Origin of the sequence: Duganella sp. BJB1802, assembly GCF_013369445.1 — a bacterium.
GTDB classification, from domain to species: domain Bacteria; phylum Pseudomonadota; class Gammaproteobacteria; order Burkholderiales; family Burkholderiaceae_D; genus Rugamonas; species Rugamonas vulcania_A.
Genome location: NZ_JABWEF010000006.1, coordinates 87,580 through 107,908 on the forward strand (window position 1 = coordinate 87,580; position 20,329 = coordinate 107,908).

Consider the following 20,329-nt stretch of genomic DNA (forward strand, 5'->3'; position numbering starts at 1 on the left):
AGGTCACACTTGAATCGCAAACCCGCCCAACTCTCGTCGCCTTCGATGCCGGGACAAGTCGTGCTGGCGCTGCAGGGAGGCGGCGCGTTGGGCGCCTACCAGGTGGGCGTCTACCAGGCGATGCACGAAGCCGGCGTCGAGCCGGACTGGGTGATCGGCACGTCCATCGGCGCCATCAACGGCGCCATCATCGCCGGCAACGAGCCGCGCTACCGCATGGACCGGCTGCGCCAGTTCTGGCACCGCATGGAGCAGAACGCGCTGGGCTTTTCCTTCATGCCGCGCGCGCTGGCCAACGCGGTGACGATGGGGCAGGGCATACCGGCCTTCTTCGAACCCAATCTCGCCTCGTGGTGGAATCCCGACGCCAAGGTCGGCATCGAACAAGCGTCCTTCTATCAAACCGCGCCGCTGCGCACCACGCTCGACACGCTGGTCGATTTCGACTACATCAACGACCGCCACACGCGGCTGACCGTCGGCGCGGTCAACGCGCGCACCGGCGACATGCGCTACTTCGACAGCCGCAAGGAAGCGCTGGGCGCGTCGCACGTGATGGCGTCCGGCGCCTTGCCGCCGGCCTTTCCCGCCGTACGCATCGACGGCGAGCCATACTGGGATGGCGGCATCTTCTCCAACACGCCGATCGAGGCGGTGCTGGACGACGAGCCGCGCCGCAGTTCGGTGATCTTCTCGGTGCAGGTGTGGAACCCGGACGGCAGCGAGCCGCAAAGCATGCTGCAGGTGCTCGACAAGCACAAGGAAATCCAATACGCCAGCCGCGCCAGCAATATCGAGCAGCAGCGCAAGCTGCACCGGCTGCGCCACGTGATCCGCCAGTTGACGCTGCACCTGTCGGACGAGGCGGCGATGTCGCCCGAGGTGCGCGAGCTGGCCTCGTGGGGCTGCGGCACCACCATGCACGTGGTGTCGCTGAAGGCGCCGCGCGTCGGCGGCGAGGACCATACCAAGGACATCGACTTCAGCGCCGCCGGCATCCGCGCCCGCTGGCAGGCCGGCTACGAGGACACCCAGCGCATGATCGCCCTGCGCCCGTGGGACCGCGAGATCGATCCGATCGAGGGCATCGCCATCCACGAGCTGCCGTGACCCCGGAATCATGGCCAATAAAATAATTCTTGTAAGAAATTAAATTTGCTGCTTATAATTGTTTCTTTTAAAAAACATTTATAAGCCCATGAACTCCCCATCTCTTTGTGTGACGGCCCGTCGGCTGGCCGCCGCGGCCATTGGCGCCGCCGTATTGCAGCTCTGCGGCTGCGCCGTCAATACCGCGGTGTCCGATCCGTTGAAGCAGACCGCGCAATCGACCGACCTGCCGGTTGCCGTCAGCATCACGGCCAATACCAACGAGATTTCCGGCTTTAATACCATCAAGCTGCGGCGCCTGGAGGAGGGGGAGAAGCCTGGGGGACTGAAACTGGTGGCCCAGAACCTGGTCATGAAGCGGGTCGCGCCCGGCATGGCGCACGACACGTCGCTGTTCATCGGCGCGCTGCCGCCCGGCGAATACGAGTTCGTCGAACTCATCGACACGAGCTCGAACAAATTGTTGCGGGTGTATTCGGCCGGCATCGTGGGCACCTTCAAAGTCGAATCGGGCAAGCCGACGGATCTGGGGCGCCTGATCGTGACGCGCGCCAATCTCAGCGTGGATTTCGGCCGCAGCGCCCATGACGTCTCCAATGCCGACATGATCAATCGCTTCGCGCCCGAGTACAGCAAGATGTTCGGCGCCGGCGCCGCAGCGGGCTGGACGCGGCCGCGCAGCGAGCGGGACAAGGTCGAAGAATTTGCGCGCGCCCATCCGTTCGGGGCCTACTGCGCCGCCGAATTGCCCGATGGCCGCGTGGCGGCCGCCAGCCGCATGGGCGCCGTCCTGCTGCGTTCGAAGCAAGGGCAGTGGAGCACGCTGAATTCACCGAAAATCGAAACGCTGTCGTGCGTGCTGCCTGTGGCGCTGCCGGACACCGAGCTGGTGGCGGTGGGCGAGTTCAGCACCATACTGCGCAAAGCGCCGGGCAGCGATAGCCTGGTGCCGGTCGACGTCGGCAATCTGCCGCCGGGGAACCTGCTGCGCATCGGCGGCAATCCCCAGGACGGCTGGTACGTGATGCACCGGAAGGGCCGCGACCTGACCATCTTCCGCGCGCGGCAGCTGGAGGGCGGCGATTGGCAACCGGTGCACAAGGAACTCCTGCCTGGCACCTGGTCGCGTGAGGACGCGGGCATCTGGGACTGGCACGACGCGCGCGGCATGGGCTTTGCGATGCCGAACGGCCGCATGGGCCAGCTGGACTACGGCTCGGGGAAATGGACCGAACGTAAGCCGCCGGGCAAGGGAAAGCTGTTCGGCTTCCTGCATGCACATGACGGCACGGAGACCATCCTGGTGCCGGCCGGATTGCTGGGCAAGTTCCCCGACGCTTATTTCTCGCGGAACCTGGGACAGAGCTGGACGCTGATGGTGTCGCCGCTCAAGGTCCTGGTGTCGCCGATGATTCCCCTGAACGACGGCCGCCTGCTGATGACCGGCCAGGTGTACGGCAAGCACGAGCTGCAGATGAGCAGCGACGGCGGCCAGACCTGGGCGCCTTACGCCGATTATAATTTCTCCAGCATGCCGGTGATGCTGCCGTCCGGCCTGATGCTGGACGTCGAAGGCTACAATGGACTCGTCACCATCCGCAGCTCGGCGGACAGCGGCAAGACCTGGCAGCAGGAGTACTCGACACTGGACCTGGACGCCTTGCTGAAGCAGCGCGCCAAATAAGGTTCCGCTTCGTTCAGGCGCGCAGCACGTCGCGGCACACGTCCAGCCAGGCGCGCGCCGCGTGCGACAGGTAGGGGCCTCGCCACACGTGCGCGGCCTGCCATTGCAGCTCCGGCTCCACCAGCCGCACCGCGTCCAGCCGGCCGATCGCCAGCCGGTGGATGAACGGTTCCGGCAGCAGCGCCACCCCCATGCCGGCCGACGCCATCGCCAACAGCCAATCCCACTGGCCGCTCTGCGCGGCGATCTGCGGCTCGAAGCCGGCCGCGCTGAAGGCATGGCGCAGGCTGCGCGTCAGCGCGAAATCGTCCTTCAGCAGCACCAGCGGCATGGCCGCCAGCGCCTTCAGCTTGAGCGTGGTGCGGTGCTTCTGGAAGGTGCCGCGCGCGGCCAGCGCCCAGATCGGGTAGCTGACGATGGGCGCCGTCTGCAGCGCCAGCTGCGGATCGGCCGGCAGCACCGTCATGCCGATTTCCAGCTCGCCCATCGCCACCTGGCGCTCCAGGGCCTGGCCGGCGTCCTCCCGCAAGTTCAGCGCGATGTCGGGATGGCGCAGGCGGAAGGCCTTGAGCACGGGTGTGAACAGCAGGTTGATCATCGGCGGAATGCCGATCGTCAGGTGGCCGCTCTGGGCGGCTTGCGTGTCGCGCACTTCCTCGGTCAACTGGCGCATGGTGGCCAGCATCTCCTCGCCGCGCGCGTAGACCACGCTGCCGGTGTCGGTCAGCGTCAGCTTGCGGCCCTCGCGTATCAGCAGCTGGGCGCCGACTTCCTGCTCCAACTGGCGCACCATCTTGCTGATGGTCGATTGCGTGACGTGCAGCGACTCCGCCGCCTGCGTGAAGCTGTTCAGGCGAACGGTCTCGACGAAGTAGCGCAGCGATCTGAGATCCATGAATAAAACGACTGGAAGATGAGAATTTAAGTCATACAGCGACTGATATCCGAATTCTATACTAAATCAAATTCGAATAAACAGGAGATCGCAATGTACGAAGACCGCATACGCCGCCCGGCGCTGATGGATAAAGTAATGACCGCCGCGCAGGCTGCACAATTGTTCAAGAACGGCATGACAGTCGGCATGAGCGGCTTCACCCGCGCCGGCGACGCCAAGGCGCTGCCGCTGGCATTGGTGGAGCGCGCCCGCCAGGAGCCGCTGAACCTGACGCTGTTGACCGGCGCCTCGCTGGGCAACGACAGCGATGGCTTGATGGCCAACGCCGGCGTGGTCGCGCGCCGCATGCCTTTCCAGGCCGACGCCGCGCTGCGCCGCAAGATCAACTCGGGCGAGGTGATGTTCATCGACCAGCACCTGTCGGAGACGGCCGAGCAGCTGCGCTCCGGCGACCTGAAGCCGGTCGATATCGCCGTCATCGAAGCGGTGGCGATCACGCCGGACGGCGGCATCATCCCCACCATGTCGCTCGGGAACTCGGCCAACTTCGCCCAGCAGGCGGGCAAGATCATCGTGGAGATCAACCTGAGCGCGCCGCTGGCGCTGGAAGGCTTCCATGACGTCTACATCCCGGGTGCGCGTCCGCACCGTGGCGCCATCCCGCTGCTGGCGCCGTGGCAGCGCATGGGCTGGACCTCGATCCCGGTGCATCCCGACCGCATCGCCGCCATCGTCATCACCGACAGTCCGGACAGCCCGTCCAACGCGCTGCCGCCCGACGACGAGACCGACGCCATCGCGCGCCACGTGATCGCCTTCTTCCAAGGGGAAGTGAAGGCGGGCCGCATGGGACCGGAGCTGCGGCCGCTGCAGGCCGGCATCGGCACCATCGCCAACGCCGTGCTGCATGGCCTGATCGATTCGCCGTTCCGCGACATGACCATGTATTCCGAAGTGCTGCAGGACAGCGCGATCGAGCTGCTCGACTCGGGCCAGCTGTCGATGGCGTCGGCGTCGTCGATCACACTGTCGGCGGCGATGCACGAGAAGTTCATCCGCAACATCGAGCAGTATCGCGAGCGCATCGTGCTGCGCCCCCAGGAGATCAGCAACCATCCCGAGGTGGTGCGGCGCCTGGGCCTCATCGCGCTGAACACGGCGCTGGAGTTCGACATCTACGGCAACGTCAACTCCACCCACGTCGGCGGCACGCACATGATGAACGGCATCGGCGGCTCGGGCGACTTCGCGCGCAACGCCCAGATCTCGATGTTCGTCACCAAGTCGGTGGCCAAGGACGGCGCGATATCGAGCGTGGTGCCGTTCGCCGCCCACGTCGACCACACCGAGCATGACGTCGACGTGCTGGTGACCGAATGGGGCCTGGCCGACCTGCGCGGCCTCGCCCCGCGCGAACGCGCGCCGCTGATCATCGAGCACTGCGCCCATCCCGATTACCGCCCGCAGCTGCGGGCCTACTACGCCGAGGCGCTCAAGGGCGGCGGCCAGACGCCGCATGTGCTGGAGCAGGCCTTGTCCTGGCATGCCCGCTACAAACGCGAAGGGAGCATGCTGGTAAAATAGGGTCATCGGAATTCATTTAAACTGGATCAACATGACCATCAAAATCAGCCAAAACTTCGACTCGGGCGCCATCGAAGTGCTGCGCGCGGACAGCGCGGCGGACATCGAACTGAATCTGCGCAAGGACTCGCATGCCGATATCCACCAGTGGTTCCATTTCCGCCTGCAGGGCGCGCGCGGCCAGCAGGTGCGGATGCGCTTCCTGAACGCCGGCCAGGCCACCTACGCCAAGGGCTACGAGGACTACCAGGCCGTGGCCAGCTACGACACCGAAAACTGGTTCCGCGTGCCGACCGCCTTCGACGGCCAGGTCATGACGATCAAGCACACGCCGGAGACGGACAGCATCTACTACGCCTACTTCGAGCCGTATTCGTTCGAGCGCCATCTGCGCCTGCTGGGTGAAGTGGCCGAGCATCCGCTGGCCCGCGTGCATGACCTGGGCAGCACCGTCGATGGCCGCGACATGAACCTGGTCGTCATCGGCAAACCGGAAGCGGAAAAGAAGATCTGGTTCATCGCGCGCCAGCATCCGGGCGAGTCGATGGCCGAGTGGTTCATCGAAGGCCTGATCGATTCGCTGCTGGACGACGCCAATCCGATCGCCCGCAAGCTGCTGCAGCGCTGCGTGTTCTACATCGTGCCGAACATGAATCCGGACGGCTCGGTGCGCGGCAACCTGCGCACCAACGCCTCGGGCGCCAACCTCAATCGCGAGTGGATGACGCCATCGGTCGAGCGCAGCCCGGAAGTGCTGTACGTGAAGCAGAAGATGCACGAAACCGGCATCGACATGTTCTTCGACATCCACGGCGACGAGGCGCTGCCGTACAACTTCGTGGCCGGCAACGAGATGCTGGAGAACTTCAGCGAAGAGCGCCGCGTCAAGCAGCAGGACTTCATCAACCGCTACAAGGACGCCAGCCCGGACTTCCAGGACAAGGTGGGCTACGCCGCCAGCAAGTACAAGGAGGACATGCTGACGCTGGCCTCCAAGTACGTCGGCCACCACTTCGGCTGCCTGGCGCTGACGCTGGAGATGCCGTTCAAGGACAACGCCGACCTGCCGGATCCGCACGTGGGCTGGAACGGCGCCCGCAGCGCGGCGCTGGGCGCGGCGATCCTGCAGCCCATCCTGCTGTTGCTGGACGCCTGAGATGGGCGTTGAAATCGAGCGCAAGTTCCTCTTGCGCGGCGATGCGTGGAAGAGCCTTGGCGAGCCGGTGTTTTTTCGCCAGGGCTATCTGTCGTCGCACAAGGACCGCGTGGTGCGGGTACGCATCGAGGGCGACCGGGCGGTGATGACGATCAAGGGCCGCAACGTCGGCGCCACGCGCGGCGAGTGGGAGTATCCGATCCCGATGGCCGACGCGGCCGAGTTGCTGGACCGTTTGTGCGAGCAGCCGCTGATCGAAAAATACCGCCGCCGCATCCCCTACGCCGGCAATGTGTGGGAAGTCGATGAGTTCCTCGGCGCGAACGCGGGACTGGTCGTGGCCGAGATCGAACTGAGCTCGGAAGACCAGGCGTTCGACAAGCCGGACTGGGTCGGCGAGGAAGTCACCGACGATTTGCGCTATCTCAATTCGAGCCTGATAAAGCATCCCTATTCGGCTTGGTAGATCGCTGGATTTGGTCTAATCTGAAAGGATGGACAGCGAAGTAGCAGCGCTCAAGGCGCATATAGACGCGATCGTGCCGACGTTAGCGACGAAGGCCGATATCGAGGTCTTGCGCGCTGAGATGCACAAGATGTCGGCGGAGGGCTACCGCTGGATGGTGGCCTCCATGGTTGGCATGTTTATTGGCTTCGGCGGTCTGTATTTTGCCGCCAACAGGTCGCTGGAAGAGCGGCCTGCGCCGGTGCAGGCCCAACCGCAACCTCAACAGCCCATCATCATTTATCTGCCGCAACCCGTGCCCGCGCCACAAAAATAAAACGCCCTCATCGAGGGCGTTTTGCTTGGTGGCTTAGTGGAAGTGCTCGGTGCCGGTGGGCGCGTCCTCGGGCATTTCCGCATGCGCCAGTTCGCCGACCGGGTCGGCGAACAGCGGCGCGCCGCAGTCGTCGCAGAACTCGGCCACGTAGCGCTCGCTATGCTTTTTGATCTGCGTGATGCCGGCTGCGTTCAGGTGGCTGACGATCTCTTCCACCGGCGTCACCGGCTTCTGCAGGATGCCGCCCGGGCCGCCTTGCAGCGGACCTTCCGGTGGCGTGCCTTCCTCGTCCTCCTGCCCGTACAGCGGCCACACCACGCCGTAGATCACGTCCGGCGACGAACGCTGCGTGAAGGCCACGCGGTATTCGTCGATCTGGCCGTCGGCGTTTTCCTCGCCGAAGCCGGCGATCACCGCGCGCAGCTCGGACGGCTCGACCGCCAGCGTGTGCGTCAGGTAGTGCACGGCGGCGCGGATCGACACCGGGCGGATCAGCTTGTCCGCCTCGCGGCAGGCCATGTAGTAGGCCTCCGGCAGCAGCAGCTCCACGCCGCAACCCGGCAGCAGGCGGTTGATGGTCGGCGTGACCTGCGCGCGCCACTGCTCCAGCGCGTTGGTGCGCTCGGTGACGAAGTTGGCCTGGTTGGCTGGCATCTGCCAGCGGAACAGCGGGCCGCCGGCCGGCGCCACCACGGCCACCATCAGGTAGCGGGTGTCGGCCAGGAAGGGAGCGGTCTCCGGCACCTTGGTGTCGGCCTTGAGCGTCGTGCCCTTGAGCGCGGCCTGCGCCAGCTTGTGCACCTTGCCATAGGTCTCGACGTGGCTGCGCGGCAGCTGGTCGATCGAGAACAGCGTCGGCGACATGGCCATGCGCGTGCCGTCGGCCAGCAGGTGGGCGGAGAAGTGCGCCGACAGCGTGGTCAGCAGGTCGGCCGGGATCGCGCCCGAGGCGATGGCGAAGCGGGTCCACGCCAGGATGGGCGCGGCCACCAGCAGCACGTCGTACTGCTTGGCGACGCCGTCGGTTTCGACCGTGATGGTGCCCGATTCGCTGGCCGCCTCCACGCCGTCCATCAACACGTCGTACGCGTTCAGGTCTTCCTTGAACAGGCTGTTCAAGGTCGAGTCGATGGTGTCCTGGTGGCCGGACTTGAGGAGTTTCTGGAGCTGCGCATCGAGGCTGTGTTCCCAGGCCCGCTCTTCGAGACGACTGGCCGCCTGCCCAACTGCGAGGGCATAGGTGACGAGGCGTTGGCTCTCGGCAGACAACTTATGGGATGAATCTTTGTTTGGACGACGCATAGCGCAATAAGAGTCTCATAAAAGTGGATAAAGCGGATCAGTCATGCAGATGATAACCCTTATGAACCGTATTGTAGTTGATTCGGCAAACGTGCATAAAAAAACGCCGGACTAGCCGGCGTTCTCTGTGAAACAACTAACGGATTACGCGGCCAGCAGCTGGCGCAGCACGAACGGCAGGATGCCGCCATGCTTGTAGTAGTCGACTTCGATCGGGGTGTCGATACGCAGCAGCACTTTCACTTCCTGTGCCGGCTTGCCTTCGCGGTGGATGACCAGGGTAGCCAGTTGCTGTGGCTTGATCTCGCCTTCCAGACCCTTCAGGTCGTAGACTTCCTTGCCGGTGATGCCCAGCGATTCAACGCTGTCGTTGCCGATGAATTGCAGCGGCAGCACGCCCATGCCGACCAGGTTCGAGCGGTGGATACGCTCGAACGAACGCACGATCACAGCCTTCACGCCCAGCAGCTGGGTGCCCTTGGCCGCCCAGTCGCGCGACGAGCCGGTGCCGTACTCTTCGCCGCCGAACACCATGGTTGGCGTGCCTTCGGCAACGTACTTCATTGCCGCGTCGTAGATCGACAGTTGTTCGCCCGATGGCTGGTGGATCGTGATGCCGCCTTCAACCGCCGAACCGTCCGCCTTGGCAGGGATCATCTTGTTCTTGATACGCACGTTGGCGAAGGTGCCGCGCATCATGATCTCGTGGTTGCCGCGACGCGAGCCGTAGGAGTTGAAGTCCGCCTTCATCACGCCGTTGGCCAGCAGCCATTTGCCCGCCGGGCCGTCTTCCTTGATGGAGCCGGCAGGGGAGATGTGGTCGGTGGTGATCGAATCGCCGAACACGCCCAGTGCGCGCGCGCCGGTGATGCCGGTGGCGGCCGCTTTCGGGGTCATCTCGAAGCCGTCGAAGAACGGTGGCTCGGCGATGTAGGTCGACGCTGGCCAGTTGTACACATTGCCTTCGGTCGACGACACGTGTTCCCACAGCTTGCCTGGGTTGCCCTTGACGTCGGCGTAGTTCGACTTGAACACCTTCGAGTTCATCGCGAACTTCATCAGCTTGGCGATCTCTTTCGAGGTCGGCCAGATGTCGCCCAGGAACACGTCCTTGCCGTTCTTGCCCTTGCCAACCGGCTGGGTCATCAGGTCGACGGTCATGTTGCCGGCGATGGCGTAGGCCACGACCAGCGGTGGCGATGCCAGGAAGTTCGAGCGGATGTTCGGGTGAATACGCGCTTCGAAGTTACGGTTACCGGACAGCACGGCCGAGGCGACGATGTCGTTGCTGCTGATGGCGGCGTTCAGTTCCGGGGTCAGGTCGCCGGCGTTACCGATGCAGGTGGTGCAACCGTAGGCGGTCACGCCGAAGCCCAGTTGCTCCAGGTATGGCAGCAGGCCGGCGGCGGTCAGGTACTCGGTCACAACGCGGGAGCCAGGGGCCAGCGAGGTCTTGATGTGCGGAGCGACGGTCAGGCCGGCTTCCACAGCCTTCTTGGCCAGCAGGCCGGCGGCCAGCAGCACGCTCGGGTTCGAGGTGTTGGTGCACGAGGTGATCGCGGCGATCAGCACGTCGCCGTTCTTCACGTTCACGCCGTTGGTGGTGGTGTAGGTCTTGTTCAGGTCTTCGGCTTTTTTGTTGAAGCCGTTGTCGGTGGTCGGTTTCGAGAACAGTTCGGTGAAGTTGTTCTTCACGTTGCCGATTTCGATACGGTCCTGTGGACGCTTAGGGCCGGCCAGCGAAGGCGTGACCGAGGTCAGGTTCAGTTCCACCACGCGGGTGTAGTCGATGTCGCCGGCCTTCGGCACGCCGTACAGGCCCTGGGCCTTGAAGTAGGCGGCGAACGCTGCGATTTCATCCTTGGTGCGGCCGGTGCCTTCGAAGTATTCGACGGTGGCGTCGTCGACCGGGAAGAAGCCCATGGTCGCGCCGTATTCAGGCGCCATGTTGGCGATGGTGGCGCGGTCGGTCAGCGACAGCGTCTCGGTGCCTTCGCCGAAGAACTCGACGAACTTGCCGACGACTTTCTCTTTGCGCAGCAGTTCGGTGATGGTCAGCACCAGGTCGGTCGCGGTGCAGCCTTCGCGCAGCACGCCGGTCAGGTTCACGCCGATCACGTCCGGGGTCAGGAAGTAGACTGGCTGGCCCAGCATGCCGGCTTCCGCCTCGATGCCGCCCACGCCCCAGCCGACCACGCCGATGCCGTTGATCATGGTGGTGTGCGAGTCGGTGCCCACCAGGGTGTCAGGGTAGTACACGCCGTCGGCGGTCTTGTGCACGCCGCGCGCCAGGTATTCCAGGTTGACCTGGTGGACGATGCCGAAGCCCGGAGGCACGACGCCGAAGGTGTCGAAGGCTTGCATGCCCCACTTCATGAACTGGTAGCGCTCGTTGTTGCGCGAGAATTCCAGCTTCATGTTCAGGTCCAGCGCGCCCTTTTCGCGGAAGTGGTCGATGGTGACCGAGTGGTCGACCACCAGGTCGACCGGCACCAGCGGCTCGATCTTCTTGGCGTTCACGCCCATCTTGTAGGCGACGTTGCGCATCGCGGCCAGGTCGGCCAGCAGCGGCACGCCGGTGAAGTCCTGCAGCACCACGCGGGCGACCACGAACGGGATCTCGTCGGTACGGTCGGCGGTCGCGCCCCAGTTGGCCAGCTGCTTGACGTGTTCTTCGGTGACTTTCTTGCCGTCGCAGTTACGCAGCACGGATTCCAGCACAACGCGGATCGATACCGGCAGGCGGGAGATTTTGGCGCCCAGGCTCTTTTCCAGGGCAGGCAGCGAGTAGAACTTGCCCTTTTTGCCGGAAATGTTGAAATCCTTAAGCGTGTTCAGAGTGTTGCGGGACATGACCTCTCCTTCGTGGGTATCGTCTATTATTGAAGTTAAAACCGTGGTGCTGGCGCCCGTGCCGGCGCGCCCCTTTTGGAACGTGTTATTGAATCGTGATCTTGGTGCTGGTCGGCTCCGTCGCGCTGGTGGTGACCGGCTTCAGCTGTTCGGCGTTGCGGCACTCGTTGGCCAGCTGGCGGTTCTGCTTGGAGTCCAGCAGCATGGCCTTGGAGGGAATACCGATCCAGACCAGGCCGTACAATTTGTTTTCAAAGCGCTGCGCGCCGGTGGAGGTGCCCACGCGCGTCAGGCGGTGCAGGCGCTTCTTCCAGCGCAGCGCGATGTGGTCGTCGTCGCTGGCGTTGGCGTAGATGGTGATCTTGTTGCCCAGTTCGCAGTCGAAGTCGGTCACCGCGGCGTCGGCCACGGCCGGCTCGTCGGCGTCTTCGTCCGGCGCCTTGGTCTCGGCCGGCTTGGCGGCGGTTTTGGATTTACCCGCCTTCTTGACGGTTTTCTTGGCTGGGGCGGCGTTCTGCGCTTGCGCGCCGGTGGCCAGGGTCAGGGAAGCCAGCGCGAAGCTGCATGCCATAAGGAGTTTGGAGATGGACATCATGGTGTTTCCAGTGTGGGGTCGGTGGGGCTGCCGTTGATCAGCGCGACGGCGGACTCGGGCAAGCTCAGCCCGGCCAGCTTGGCGCGCTGTAAAACGGTCCAATAGTATCTGTAGCTTGCACGGTCATGCAAGCGCCCGTTTTGGGAAATTGGCCCCCATTGAACCGCCTCTGCCTCAAGCAGGATGGCGGCCGCCTCGCTGACCTCGGACAGGCGCGGCGTGAAGGTCTTGATAATAGGTTTGATCTGGTTCGGGTGGATGCTCCACATGCGCGTGTAGCCGAATTCGGCGGCGGCGCGCTGGGCATCGTTGGCGGCGACCGCCGTGTCCTTGATCTCGGTGGTCACGTTGTGCGACGGCACCTTGCCGTGCGCGTGGCAGGCGGCGGCGATCTCCAGCTTGGCGCGCACCACCAGCGGGTGCGTGAACTGGCCGGGCGTACGCATCGCGCCGGCCGGGATGGCGCCGTAGTGCGACGAGACGAAATCCATGATGCCGAACGACAGGCACTGCACCTGGGGCAGGGCGGCGATGTCATAGGCCTCGCGCAGCGCGCCGTGGGTTTCGATCAGCACGTGCACCGGCAGGTCCTTGCGGCCGGCCTTGGCGGCGTGGGTGTTGATCACCTTGATGGCGGCCGCCACCTCCTTGGCGCTGTGCACCTTGGGCAGCACCAGGTAGGCCAGGCGCGGCGCGGCGGCGCAGATGATGGCCACGTCCTGCGCGAAGTGCGGGCTGGCGACATCGTGCACGCGGGCGCCGATGCGGTTGAACTTGTTCTCGTCCGACAGCAGCAGCTCCGCCACCAGGCGGGCGTGGGCTTCCTCGTTGCCGGCGCTGGCGCCGTCTTCGCAATCGAGGGTGATGTCGAACAGGGGGCCAAGCTCTTGTTGCAGGGCGATCGATTTACGCATCAGCTTTTCGGAGCCGGCGTAATGGTCGCAGGCCGGCAGCAGCAGCGGCTGGCGATTGCCCTGGAATAAAACCTCGGATGGGTGCATGCGGGATAGGTCAGTAGGAACGGACGCCGCGCTGCTCTCGGCAGCGCGGCGGGTGCGGCGGATCAGGATTAACCGGTTCCACGTGCGGTGGTGTCAGAACTTAGGCCGGCAGCAGGTGCTTGACGCCTTCGCGCTCTTCGGTCAGTTCCTTCAGGGTCAGGTTGATGCGCTCTTGCGAGAAGGCGTCGATTTCCAGGCCCTGGACGATTTTGTATTCGCCGTTTTCGGTGGTGACAGGGAAGCCGAACATGGTGCCTTCAGGGATGCCGTACGAACCATCCGAAGGAACGCCCATGGTGGTCCACTTGCCGGCGGTGCCCAGCACCCAGTCGTGCACGTGGTCGATCGCTGCGTTGGCTGCCGAAGCTGCCGACGACAGGCCGCGCGCTTCGATGATCGCCGCGCCGCGCTTGCCGACGGTTGGCAGGAACACGTTGGCGTTCCATTCCTGGTCGTTGATCAGTTCCTTGACAGCCTTGCCGTTCACGGTGGCGAAGCGGTAGTCGGCGTACATGGTCGGCGAGTGGTTGCCCCATACGCACAGCTTCTCGATGTCCTTGACGGCGGTGCCGGTCTTGGCGGCCACTTGCGACAGCGCGCGGTTGTGGTCCAGGCGCAGCATGGCGGTGAAGTTCTTGGCCGGCAGCGATGGCGCCGATTTCATGGCGATGTAGGCGTTGGTGTTGGCTGGGTTGCCGACCACCAGTACCTTGACGTTGCGCGATGCGACGGCATCCAGCGCCTTGCCTTGCACGGTGAAGATCTGGGCGTTCGCTTCCAGCAGGTCCTTGCGTTCCATGCCTGGGCCGCGTGGACGGGCGCCAACCAGCACGGCGACGTCGACATCCTTGAAGGCGGTCATCGGATCGGAGTGGGCGGTCATCTCGGTCAGCAGCGGGAACGCGCAGTCGTCGATTTCCATCATGACGCCCTTCAGGGCTTTCTGGGCTTTTTCGTCGGCGATTTCCAGCAGTTGCAGAATGACTGGTTGGTCCTTGCCCAGCATGTCGCCATTGGCGATGCGGAACAGCAGAGCGTAACCGATTTGACCGGCGGCGCCGGTGACAGCAACACGCATTGGGGTTTTAGCCATGATGAATCTCCAAAGTGGGAATTAAAACGTTCTCGAAGCTGGACCGGTGCCGGTCCGGGAAAATCGTAATCATACTGCAAATTGAGTGCTTATATGCGTCAGCGCAAGCGTCTCGCCGGGGAGTGTAGGCGTGTGGCAGGTATCTGTCAATCCTATCTTATGTCTTATATAAGACAGATAAGTTATTGCTTGTTTTTGCTGGACGGCACCGGGCATTTGTGGTGAAATCTTGGTCTATGAATTCCGTCCCGCCCAATCCGAACAGCAATTCCACTGCCGTCAGCACCGGCGGGGTTGCCGGGGCGTCCGCGGGCGCCGCTGCCGCGCCGTCGCCGACTTTCTCCCCACTGTACCAGCAAATCAAGGCGCTCATCACGCAAAGCCTGCAATCGGGCGAGTGGAAGCCGGGCGAGTTGATCCCCAGCGAAGTGGAGCTGGCCAACCGCTTCAAGGTCAGCCAGGGCACGGTGCGCAAGGCCATCGACGAACTGGCGGCGGAAAACCTGGTGATGCGCAAGCAGGGCAAGGGCACTTTCGTGTCCACCCACCACGAGGCGCGCGCCCACTTCCGCTTCCTGCGGCTGATGCCCGACGAGGGCGTGCCGCACTACCCTGAAAGCAAATTCATCGAGGTCAAGCGCATGCGCGCGCCGGCCGACGTGGCGCGCCTGCTCGACCTGAAGTCCGGCGACGCCGTCATCTTTATCAAGCGCGTGCAATCGTTCGACGGCGTGCCGACCATCGTCGAGGAGCTGTGGCTGCCCGGCGTGACCTTCAAGGGCCTGACCGCCGAGCGCCTGGTCGAGTACAAGGGCCCGATGTACGGCCTGTTCGAGTCCGAATTCGGCACCCGCATGATACGCGCGACGGAAAAGATCCGCGCCGTCTGCGCCGGCGCCGAGGACGCCCAATTGCTGCATATTCCCGCCGATACGCCGTTGCTGGCGTCCGAGCGCGTGTCGTTCACGTATGGCGACAAGGCGGTGGAGCTGCGCCGCGGCCTGTACTCCACGGAGCGCCATCACTATCACAATGAGTTGAATTAGGGAGACCCTGAAGCATAAAAAAGCCGCTTCAGGCAGCGAAAACAGGGCGCCGTCACACCCCGGTAGCATTGTTGCGCTGATAATACGTTGAGCTACGGAAAGTAGCCGTCGCATAGTGTTGCCAAACACTATTTTGGTTATATGTAACAATAGATATTGGTTATGAGTGCGAAAATCGGCGAAAATCGCAGTCTCGATATTTTTGTTTAAGCTTAGGAGGTCTTGTTATGTCAGAAGCCGTAAGGGAAGCCCCAAAAAAAGAACGGCCGGAGTTCCGTAACATTCATGTTACCGAATTGTCCAACTACCGCATGCCTTTGGCGAGCATTGTATCCATCCTGCACCGCATCAGCGGCTTCATGATGTTTGCGCTGCTGCCTTTCGTGCTTTATCTGCTGGAGCAGAGCTTGCGCTCCGAGATCTCCTTCGCCTACTACCAGGGGATTGTGTCCTATCCGCTGGTCAAACTGATCATCCTGGCCCTGGTCTGGGGCTATATGCATCACTTCTGCGCTGGCGTACGCCACCTGGTGATGGATGCCCACATCGGCCTGGACAAGGATTCGGCCCGCAAATCGTCGGCTGGCGTGCTGATCGTCAGCCTGTCGCTGACCGCGGTCGTCGCCCTCAAACTGTTTGGAGTTTTCTGAGATGGCAAACAATAACATCGGACCTAAACGCCTGGTCGTCGGCGCCGGCTACGGCATGCGCGACTGGCTGGCACAACGCGTGACCGCCATCATGATGGTGCTGTACACCGCCATCCTGCTGATTTCCTTCCTGACCGGCCAGAACTTCACGTATGAAGGCTGGGCCGGCCTGTTCGCCCAGCAATGGTTCAAGCTGATCAGCGCCGTCACCCTGTTCGGCCTGTTCTTCCACGCCTGGGTTGGCGTGCGTGACATCTGGATGGACTACGTCAAAGCCGTCGGCCTTCGCCTGACCCTGCAAATCGCCACCATCCTGTGGTTGGTCGCTTGTGCCGCCTGGTCGGTACAGATACTCTGGAGTGTGTAATCGTGGCAGCTATCAAATCTGCAATCCCTACCCGCCGCTTTGACGCGGTAATCGTCGGCGCCGGCGGCTCCGGCATGCGCGCATCCCTGCAACTGGCCGAGGCCGGTCTGAACGTGGCGGTGCTGTCCAAAGTCTTCCCGACCCGTTCGCACACCGTCGCGGCGCAGGGCGGCATCGGCGCCTCGCTGGGCAACATGGCCGAGGACAACTGGTTCTGGCACATGTTCGACACCGTCAAGGGCGGCGACTACCTGGGCGACCAGGACGCCATCGAATTCATGTGCCGCGAAGCACCGAAGGTCGTCTACGAGCTGGAACACTTCGGCATGCCGTTCGACCGCAATCCCGACGGCACCATCTACCAGCGTCCGTTCGGCGGCCACACCGCCAACTTCGGCGAGAAAGCCGTGCAGCGCGCCTGCGCCGCGGCCGACCGCACCGGCCACGCACTGCTGCACACGCTGTACCAGCGCAACGTCCGCGCCCGCACCCACTTCTTCGTCGAGTGGATGGCCCTCGACATCATCCGCGACGCCGAAGGCGACGTGGTTGGCGTGGTGGCCCTGGAAATGGAAACCGGCGAAACGATGATCCTGGAAGCGAAGACCACCATCTTCGCCACCGGCGGCGCAGGCCGCATCTTCGCCGCCTCGACCAATGCCTTCATCAACACCGGCGACGGCATGGGCATGGCGGCACGCGCCGGCCTGCCGCTGCAGGACATGGAATTCTGGCAGTTCCACCCGACCGGCGTGGCCGGCGCCGGCGTGCTGATCACCGAGGGTGTGCGCGGCGAGGGCGGCATCCTGATCAACTCCGAAGGCGAGCGCTTCATGGAACGCTACGCGCCGACGCTGAAGGATCTGGCGCCGCGCGACTTCGTGTCCCGCTCGATGGACCAGGAGATCAAGGAAGGCCGCGGCTGCGGTCCGAACAAGGACCACGTGATGCTGGACCTGCGCCACATCGGCGCCGACACCATCCAGAAGCGCCTGCCGTCGATCCTGGAAATCGGCCACAAGTTCGCCAACGTCGACGCCACCAAGGAACCGATCCCTGTCGTGCCGACCATCCACTACCAGATGGGCGGTATTCCGACCAACATCCACGGCCAGGTCGTCACCCCGAACGGCGACGGCACGCAGAAGGTCGTCAACGGCCTGTACGCGATCGGCGAATGCGCCTGCGTCTCGGTGCACGGCGCCAACCGCTTGGGCACCAACTCGCTGCTGGACCTGCTGGTCTTCGGCCGCGCGGCCGGCAACCACGTGGTGGCCTCGAACCTGAAGCAGAAGGAAAACAAGCCGCTGCCGAAGGACGCCTCCGACTACGCCATGGACCGCCTGAACAAGCTGGAAACCTCGACCGGCTCGGAAAAAGTGCAGGGCGTCGCCAACGACATCCGCGCCACGATGCAGAAGTACTGCGGCGTGTTCCGCACCGACGAAATGCTGACCCAGGGCGCCAAGGAAATCATGGTGCTCGACGAGCGCCGCAAGCACGTCTCGTTCAAGGACAAGTCCAAGGTGTTCAACACCGCGCGCGTCGAAGCGCTGGAGCTGGACAACCTGATCGAAACCGCGAAAGCGACCATCACGTCGGCCGTGGCCCGCAAGGAATCGCGCGGCGCCCACGCCCACAACGATTACCCGCAGCGCGACGACGACAACTGGATGAAGCACACCCTGTGGTACTCGGAAGGCAACCGACTGGAATACAAAGCGGTCGTTACCAAGCCATTGACGGTTGATACCTTCAAACCGAAACCACGTACTTTCTAAGGGCTAGAACATGGCACGCACTCTCAAACTGAAAATTTACCGTTACGATCCCGACCAGGACGCCAAGCCGTACATGCAGGACGTGACGGTCGAGCTGAAGGACACCGACAAGATGCTGCTCGACGCACTGCAGCGCATCAAGTCCGACGTCGACGACTCGCTGGCCCTGCGCCGCTCGTGCCGCGAAGGCGTGTGCGGTTCGGACGCGATGAACATCAACGGCAAGAACGGCCTGGCCTGCACCACCAACCTGAACGAGCTGACCGAGCCTATCGTGCTGCGTCCGCTGCCAGGCCTGCCGGTGATCCGCGACCTGATCGTCGACATGACCCAGTTCTTCAAGCAGTACGACTCGATCAAGCCTTACCTGATCAACGATTCGATCCGTCCTGAAAAAGAACGCCTGCAATCCCCGACCGAGCGCGAAGAGCTCGACGGCCTGTACGAGTGCATCCTGTGCGCCTGCTGCTCGACGTCGTGCCCATCGTTCTGGTGGAACCCGGACAAGTTCGTCGGTCCAGCCGGCCTGCTGCAAGCCTACCGCTTCATCGCCGACTCGCGCGACGAAGCCACCGGCGCGCGCCTGGACAACCTGGAAGATCCGTACCGCCTGTTCCGCTGCCACTCGATCATGAACTGCGTCGACGTTTGCCCCAAGGGTCTGAACCCGAACAAGGCGATCGGCAAGATCAAGGAATTGATGGTCCGCCGCGCGATCTAAGCGGCACCGCACGGGCGGCGGCCTCGTCGCCCGTTTTCATATAAAGTAGCACATCCATATGACTGAACCGAACAGCTCAGCGCATCAGGCCGACCCCGCCAACCGAGCGCGCCTGCGGTGGCGCTCCCGCCGGGGCCTGCTGGAAAACGACATTATCCTGACCCGTTTTCTCGATGCGCATGAAACCGAATTGACCGACGAGGAAGTGGACGCGTTCACGCGGCTCCTCGATTTGTCGGACAATGCCCTGATGGATCTGGTACTGGCCCGCAAGGAGCCGGAGGGCGAAGTTGATCTGCCGCATGTGCGCGCACTGCTGCAACGACTGCGCCACGCATAAAGACACAGCCGGAAAAGTTTCGTTTTTTTTATTTGTCGCATCTCTCCAAGAAGGAAGAGTCCATGAACACCTCTGATAACAAAGCCACCCTGTCGTTTTCCGATGGCAGCCCGTCGGTAGAATTCCCGATCTACAAAGGCACCGTCGGTCCTGACGTGATCGACATCCGCAAACTGTACGCCGGCACCGGCAAGTTCACCTACGATCCAGGCTTCATGTCGACCGCGGCATGCAACTCGTCGATCACCTACATCGACGGCGACAAGGGCGAGCTGCTGTACCGCGGCTACCCGATCGAACAGCTGGCCGTGAACGCCGATTTCATGGAATCGTGCTACCTGCTGCTGAACGGCGAACTGCCGAACAAGGTCGAGAAGGCCCAGTTCGTCGAGACCGTGACCAAGCACACCATGGTCCACGAGCAGATGCAATTCTTCTTCCGCGGCTTCCGTCGCGACGCGCACCCGATGTCGGTGCTGGTCGGCACCGTCGGCGCGCTGGCCTCGTTCTACCACGATTCGCTCGACATCAACGATGCCAAGCACCGTGAAGTGTCGGCCATCCGCCTGATCGCCAAGATGCCTACGCTGGTGGCGATGGCCTACAAATACTCGATCGGCCAGCCGTTCGTGTACCCACGCAACGACCTGTCGTACAGCGCCAACTTCATGCGCATGATGTTCGGCAATCCATGCGAAGAATACAAGGTCAACGACGTGCTGGTGCGCGCGCTGGACCGCATCCTGATCCTGCACGCGGACCACGAGCAGAACGCGTCGACCTCGACCGTGCGTCTGGCCGGTTCGTCGGGCGCCAACCCGTTCGCCTGTATCGCTGCCGGTATCGCCTGCCTGTGGGGCCCTGCCCACGGCGGCGCCAACGAAGCGGCGCTGAACATGCTCAAGGAAATCGGCACCGTCGACAAGATCCCTGAGTTCATCGCGCAAGTGAAAGACAAGAACTCCGGCGTCAAGCTGATGGGCTTCGGTCACCGCGTGTACAAGAACTTCGACCCGCGTGCAAAACTGATGCGCGAGACCTGCTACGAAGTGCTGAACGAACTGGGCCTGCAAGACGACCCGCTGTTCAAGCTGGCGATGGAACTGGAAAAGATCGCGCTGAACGACGAGTACTTCGTGTCGCGCAAGCTGTACCCGAACGTCGACTTCTACTCGGGCATCGTGCAATCGGCGCTGGGCATTCCAGTGTCGCTGTTCACCGGTATCTTCGCCATGGCCCGCACCATCGGCTGGATCGCCCAGTGGAACGAAATGATCGCCGATCCGGAACAGAAAATCGGCCGTCCACGCCAGCTGTTCGTCGGTTCGACCACGCGCGAAGTCAAGCCGCTGGACCAGCGTTAATC

19 protein-coding genes are annotated in these 20,329 nt (G+C 63.2%); 13 read left to right on the forward strand and 6 right to left on the reverse strand.

Annotation, left to right across the window (positions count from 1 at the left end; all coding sequences use genetic code 11):
- The first annotated feature begins 45 nt into the window (after nt 1–45).
- Nucleotides 46–1,110, forward strand: coding sequence for a patatin-like phospholipase family protein (locus HUX88_RS11565; RefSeq protein WP_117015765.1), 1,065 nt, complete (start codon nt 46–48; stop codon nt 1,108–1,110).
- Nucleotides 1,111–1,198: 88 nt separating this feature from the next.
- Nucleotides 1,199–2,794, forward strand: a complete 1,596-nt coding sequence (locus HUX88_RS11570; RefSeq protein WP_147330560.1) for a sialidase family protein — start codon at nt 1,199–1,201, stop codon at nt 2,792–2,794.
- Nucleotides 2,795–2,807: 13 nt separating this feature from the next.
- Here the strand turns inward: HUX88_RS11570 and HUX88_RS11575 are convergent, their stop codons facing one another.
- On the reverse strand, nt 2,808–3,689 hold the full coding sequence (locus tag HUX88_RS11575) for a LysR substrate-binding domain-containing protein (RefSeq protein ID WP_176361885.1): 882 nt from the start codon (nt 3,687–3,689) through the stop codon (nt 2,808–2,810).
- 93 nt (nt 3,690–3,782) lie between these two features.
- On the opposite strand from HUX88_RS11575, the gene HUX88_RS11580 reads away from it, so the two are divergent.
- From HUX88_RS11580 to HUX88_RS11595, 4 genes are read left to right on the forward strand one after another with little or no spacing between them, the layout of a single operon-like run.
- Entirely contained in the window at nt 3,783–5,276 is a 1,494-nt protein-coding gene (locus tag HUX88_RS11580) for an acetyl-CoA hydrolase/transferase family protein (protein WP_117015768.1), read from the forward strand.
- Nucleotides 5,277–5,307: 31 nt separating this feature from the next.
- Nucleotides 5,308–6,432, forward strand: a complete 1,125-nt coding sequence (locus HUX88_RS11585) for a carboxypeptidase family protein (RefSeq protein ID WP_176361886.1) — start codon at nt 5,308–5,310, stop codon at nt 6,430–6,432.
- A gap of 1 nt (nt 6,433) precedes the next feature.
- Nucleotides 6,434–6,898, forward strand: coding sequence for a CYTH domain-containing protein (locus tag HUX88_RS11590; protein ID WP_176361887.1), 465 nt, complete (start codon nt 6,434–6,436; stop codon nt 6,896–6,898).
- 28 nt (nt 6,899–6,926) lie between these two features.
- Complete coding sequence (locus tag HUX88_RS11595) at nt 6,927–7,214, forward strand: hypothetical protein (RefSeq protein WP_176361888.1); 288 nt, start codon at nt 6,927–6,929, stop codon at nt 7,212–7,214.
- A 33-nt stretch (nt 7,215–7,247) separates the two neighbouring features.
- On the opposite strand, the gene HUX88_RS11600 is transcribed toward HUX88_RS11595, so the two are convergent.
- From HUX88_RS11600 to HUX88_RS11620, 5 genes are all read right to left on the reverse strand, one after another.
- Nucleotides 7,248–8,516: a DUF2863 family protein gene (locus tag HUX88_RS11600; RefSeq protein WP_176361889.1), complete on the reverse strand. Its 1,269-nt coding sequence runs from the start codon at nt 8,514–8,516 to the stop codon at nt 7,248–7,250.
- 144 nt (nt 8,517–8,660) lie between these two features.
- Entirely contained in the window at nt 8,661–11,369 is a 2,709-nt protein-coding gene (gene acnA / locus HUX88_RS11605; RefSeq protein ID WP_176361890.1) for an aconitate hydratase AcnA, read from the reverse strand.
- 85 nt (nt 11,370–11,454) lie between these two features.
- Complete coding sequence (locus HUX88_RS11610) at nt 11,455–11,961, reverse strand: hypothetical protein (RefSeq protein WP_176361991.1); 507 nt, start codon at nt 11,959–11,961, stop codon at nt 11,455–11,457.
- Nucleotides 11,961–12,965, reverse strand: a complete 1,005-nt coding sequence (locus HUX88_RS11615) for a CoA ester lyase (protein WP_117015774.1) — start codon at nt 12,963–12,965, stop codon at nt 11,961–11,963. Before HUX88_RS11615 ends, HUX88_RS11610 begins: the two co-directional genes overlap by 1 nt.
- 100 nt (nt 12,966–13,065) lie before the next feature.
- Nucleotides 13,066–14,058 carry a malate dehydrogenase gene (locus tag HUX88_RS11620; protein WP_161091419.1) on the reverse strand — a complete coding sequence of 331 codons (993 nt, stop codon included), beginning with the start codon at nt 14,056–14,058 and terminating at the stop codon, nt 13,066–13,068.
- A gap of 236 nt (nt 14,059–14,294) precedes the next feature.
- Here HUX88_RS11620 and HUX88_RS11625 point away from each other — a divergent pair, with 236 nt between their 5' ends.
- From HUX88_RS11625 to gltA, 7 genes are all read left to right on the forward strand, one after another.
- Entirely contained in the window at nt 14,295–15,104 is an 810-nt protein-coding gene (locus HUX88_RS11625) for a GntR family transcriptional regulator (protein ID WP_117015776.1), read from the forward strand.
- Nucleotides 15,105–15,331: 227 nt separating this feature from the next.
- Nucleotides 15,332–15,754 carry a succinate dehydrogenase, cytochrome b556 subunit gene (gene sdhC, locus HUX88_RS11630; protein ID WP_176361891.1) on the forward strand — a complete coding sequence of 141 codons (423 nt, stop codon included), beginning with the start codon at nt 15,332–15,334 and terminating at the stop codon, nt 15,752–15,754.
- Nucleotide 15,755: 1 nt separating this feature from the next.
- Nucleotides 15,756–16,121 carry a succinate dehydrogenase, hydrophobic membrane anchor protein gene (gene sdhD, locus HUX88_RS11635; protein WP_161083430.1) on the forward strand — a complete coding sequence of 122 codons (366 nt, stop codon included), beginning with the start codon at nt 15,756–15,758 and terminating at the stop codon, nt 16,119–16,121.
- A 2-nt stretch (nt 16,122–16,123) separates the two neighbouring features.
- Nucleotides 16,124–17,902 (forward strand): succinate dehydrogenase flavoprotein subunit, encoded by a 1,779-nt coding sequence (gene sdhA / locus HUX88_RS11640; protein WP_161095038.1) that lies wholly within the window; start codon nt 16,124–16,126, stop codon nt 17,900–17,902.
- A gap of 10 nt (nt 17,903–17,912) precedes the next feature.
- Complete coding sequence (locus HUX88_RS11645) at nt 17,913–18,623, forward strand: succinate dehydrogenase iron-sulfur subunit (protein ID WP_090314620.1); 711 nt, start codon at nt 17,913–17,915, stop codon at nt 18,621–18,623.
- A gap of 58 nt (nt 18,624–18,681) precedes the next feature.
- Entirely contained in the window at nt 18,682–18,963 is a 282-nt protein-coding gene (locus HUX88_RS11650; RefSeq protein ID WP_117015780.1) for a succinate dehydrogenase assembly factor 2, read from the forward strand.
- 62 nt (nt 18,964–19,025) lie between these two features.
- The gene (gene gltA, locus HUX88_RS11655) at nt 19,026–20,327 is read left to right on the forward strand and encodes a citrate synthase (RefSeq protein WP_117015781.1); all 1,302 of its coding nucleotides are present in this window, start codon (nt 19,026–19,028) and stop codon (nt 20,325–20,327) included.
- The last annotated feature ends 2 nt before the right edge of the window (nt 20,328–20,329 follow it).

Bases quoted from the DNA above. Each gene is read 5' to 3' on its own strand.
- acnA (WP_176361890.1), bottom strand. From the start codon at position 11,369: ATGTCCCGCAACACTCTGAACACGCTTAAGGATTTCAACATTTCCGGC.
- HUX88_RS11650 (WP_117015780.1), top strand. From the start codon at position 18,682: ATGACTGAACCGAACAGCTCAGCGCATCAGGCCGACCCCGCCAACCGA.
- HUX88_RS11570 (WP_147330560.1), top strand. From the start codon at position 1,199: ATGAACTCCCCATCTCTTTGTGTGACGGCCCGTCGGCTGGCCGCCGCG.
- HUX88_RS11645 (WP_090314620.1), top strand. From the start codon at position 17,913: ATGGCACGCACTCTCAAACTGAAAATTTACCGTTACGATCCCGACCAG.
- gltA (WP_117015781.1), top strand. From the start codon at position 19,026: ATGAACACCTCTGATAACAAAGCCACCCTGTCGTTTTCCGATGGCAGC.
- HUX88_RS11620 (WP_161091419.1), bottom strand. From the start codon at position 14,058: ATGGCTAAAACCCCAATGCGTGTTGCTGTCACCGGCGCCGCCGGTCAA.
- HUX88_RS11580 (WP_117015768.1), top strand. From the start codon at position 3,783: ATGTACGAAGACCGCATACGCCGCCCGGCGCTGATGGATAAAGTAATG.
- HUX88_RS11585 (WP_176361886.1), top strand. From the start codon at position 5,308: ATGACCATCAAAATCAGCCAAAACTTCGACTCGGGCGCCATCGAAGTG.
- sdhD (WP_161083430.1), top strand. From the start codon at position 15,756: ATGGCAAACAATAACATCGGACCTAAACGCCTGGTCGTCGGCGCCGGC.
- HUX88_RS11595 (WP_176361888.1), top strand. From the start codon at position 6,927: ATGGACAGCGAAGTAGCAGCGCTCAAGGCGCATATAGACGCGATCGTG.
- HUX88_RS11600 (WP_176361889.1), bottom strand. From the start codon at position 8,516: ATGCGTCGTCCAAACAAAGATTCATCCCATAAGTTGTCTGCCGAGAGC.
- HUX88_RS11590 (WP_176361887.1), top strand. From the start codon at position 6,434: ATGGGCGTTGAAATCGAGCGCAAGTTCCTCTTGCGCGGCGATGCGTGG.
- HUX88_RS11575 (WP_176361885.1), bottom strand. From the start codon at position 3,689: ATGGATCTCAGATCGCTGCGCTACTTCGTCGAGACCGTTCGCCTGAAC.
- HUX88_RS11625 (WP_117015776.1), top strand. From the start codon at position 14,295: ATGAATTCCGTCCCGCCCAATCCGAACAGCAATTCCACTGCCGTCAGC.
- HUX88_RS11615 (WP_117015774.1), bottom strand. From the start codon at position 12,965: ATGCACCCATCCGAGGTTTTATTCCAGGGCAATCGCCAGCCGCTGCTG.
- HUX88_RS11610 (WP_176361991.1), bottom strand. From the start codon at position 11,961: ATGTCCATCTCCAAACTCCTTATGGCATGCAGCTTCGCGCTGGCTTCC.
- sdhC (WP_176361891.1), top strand. From the start codon at position 15,332: ATGTCAGAAGCCGTAAGGGAAGCCCCAAAAAAAGAACGGCCGGAGTTC.
- HUX88_RS11565 (WP_117015765.1), top strand. From the start codon at position 46: ATGCCGGGACAAGTCGTGCTGGCGCTGCAGGGAGGCGGCGCGTTGGGC.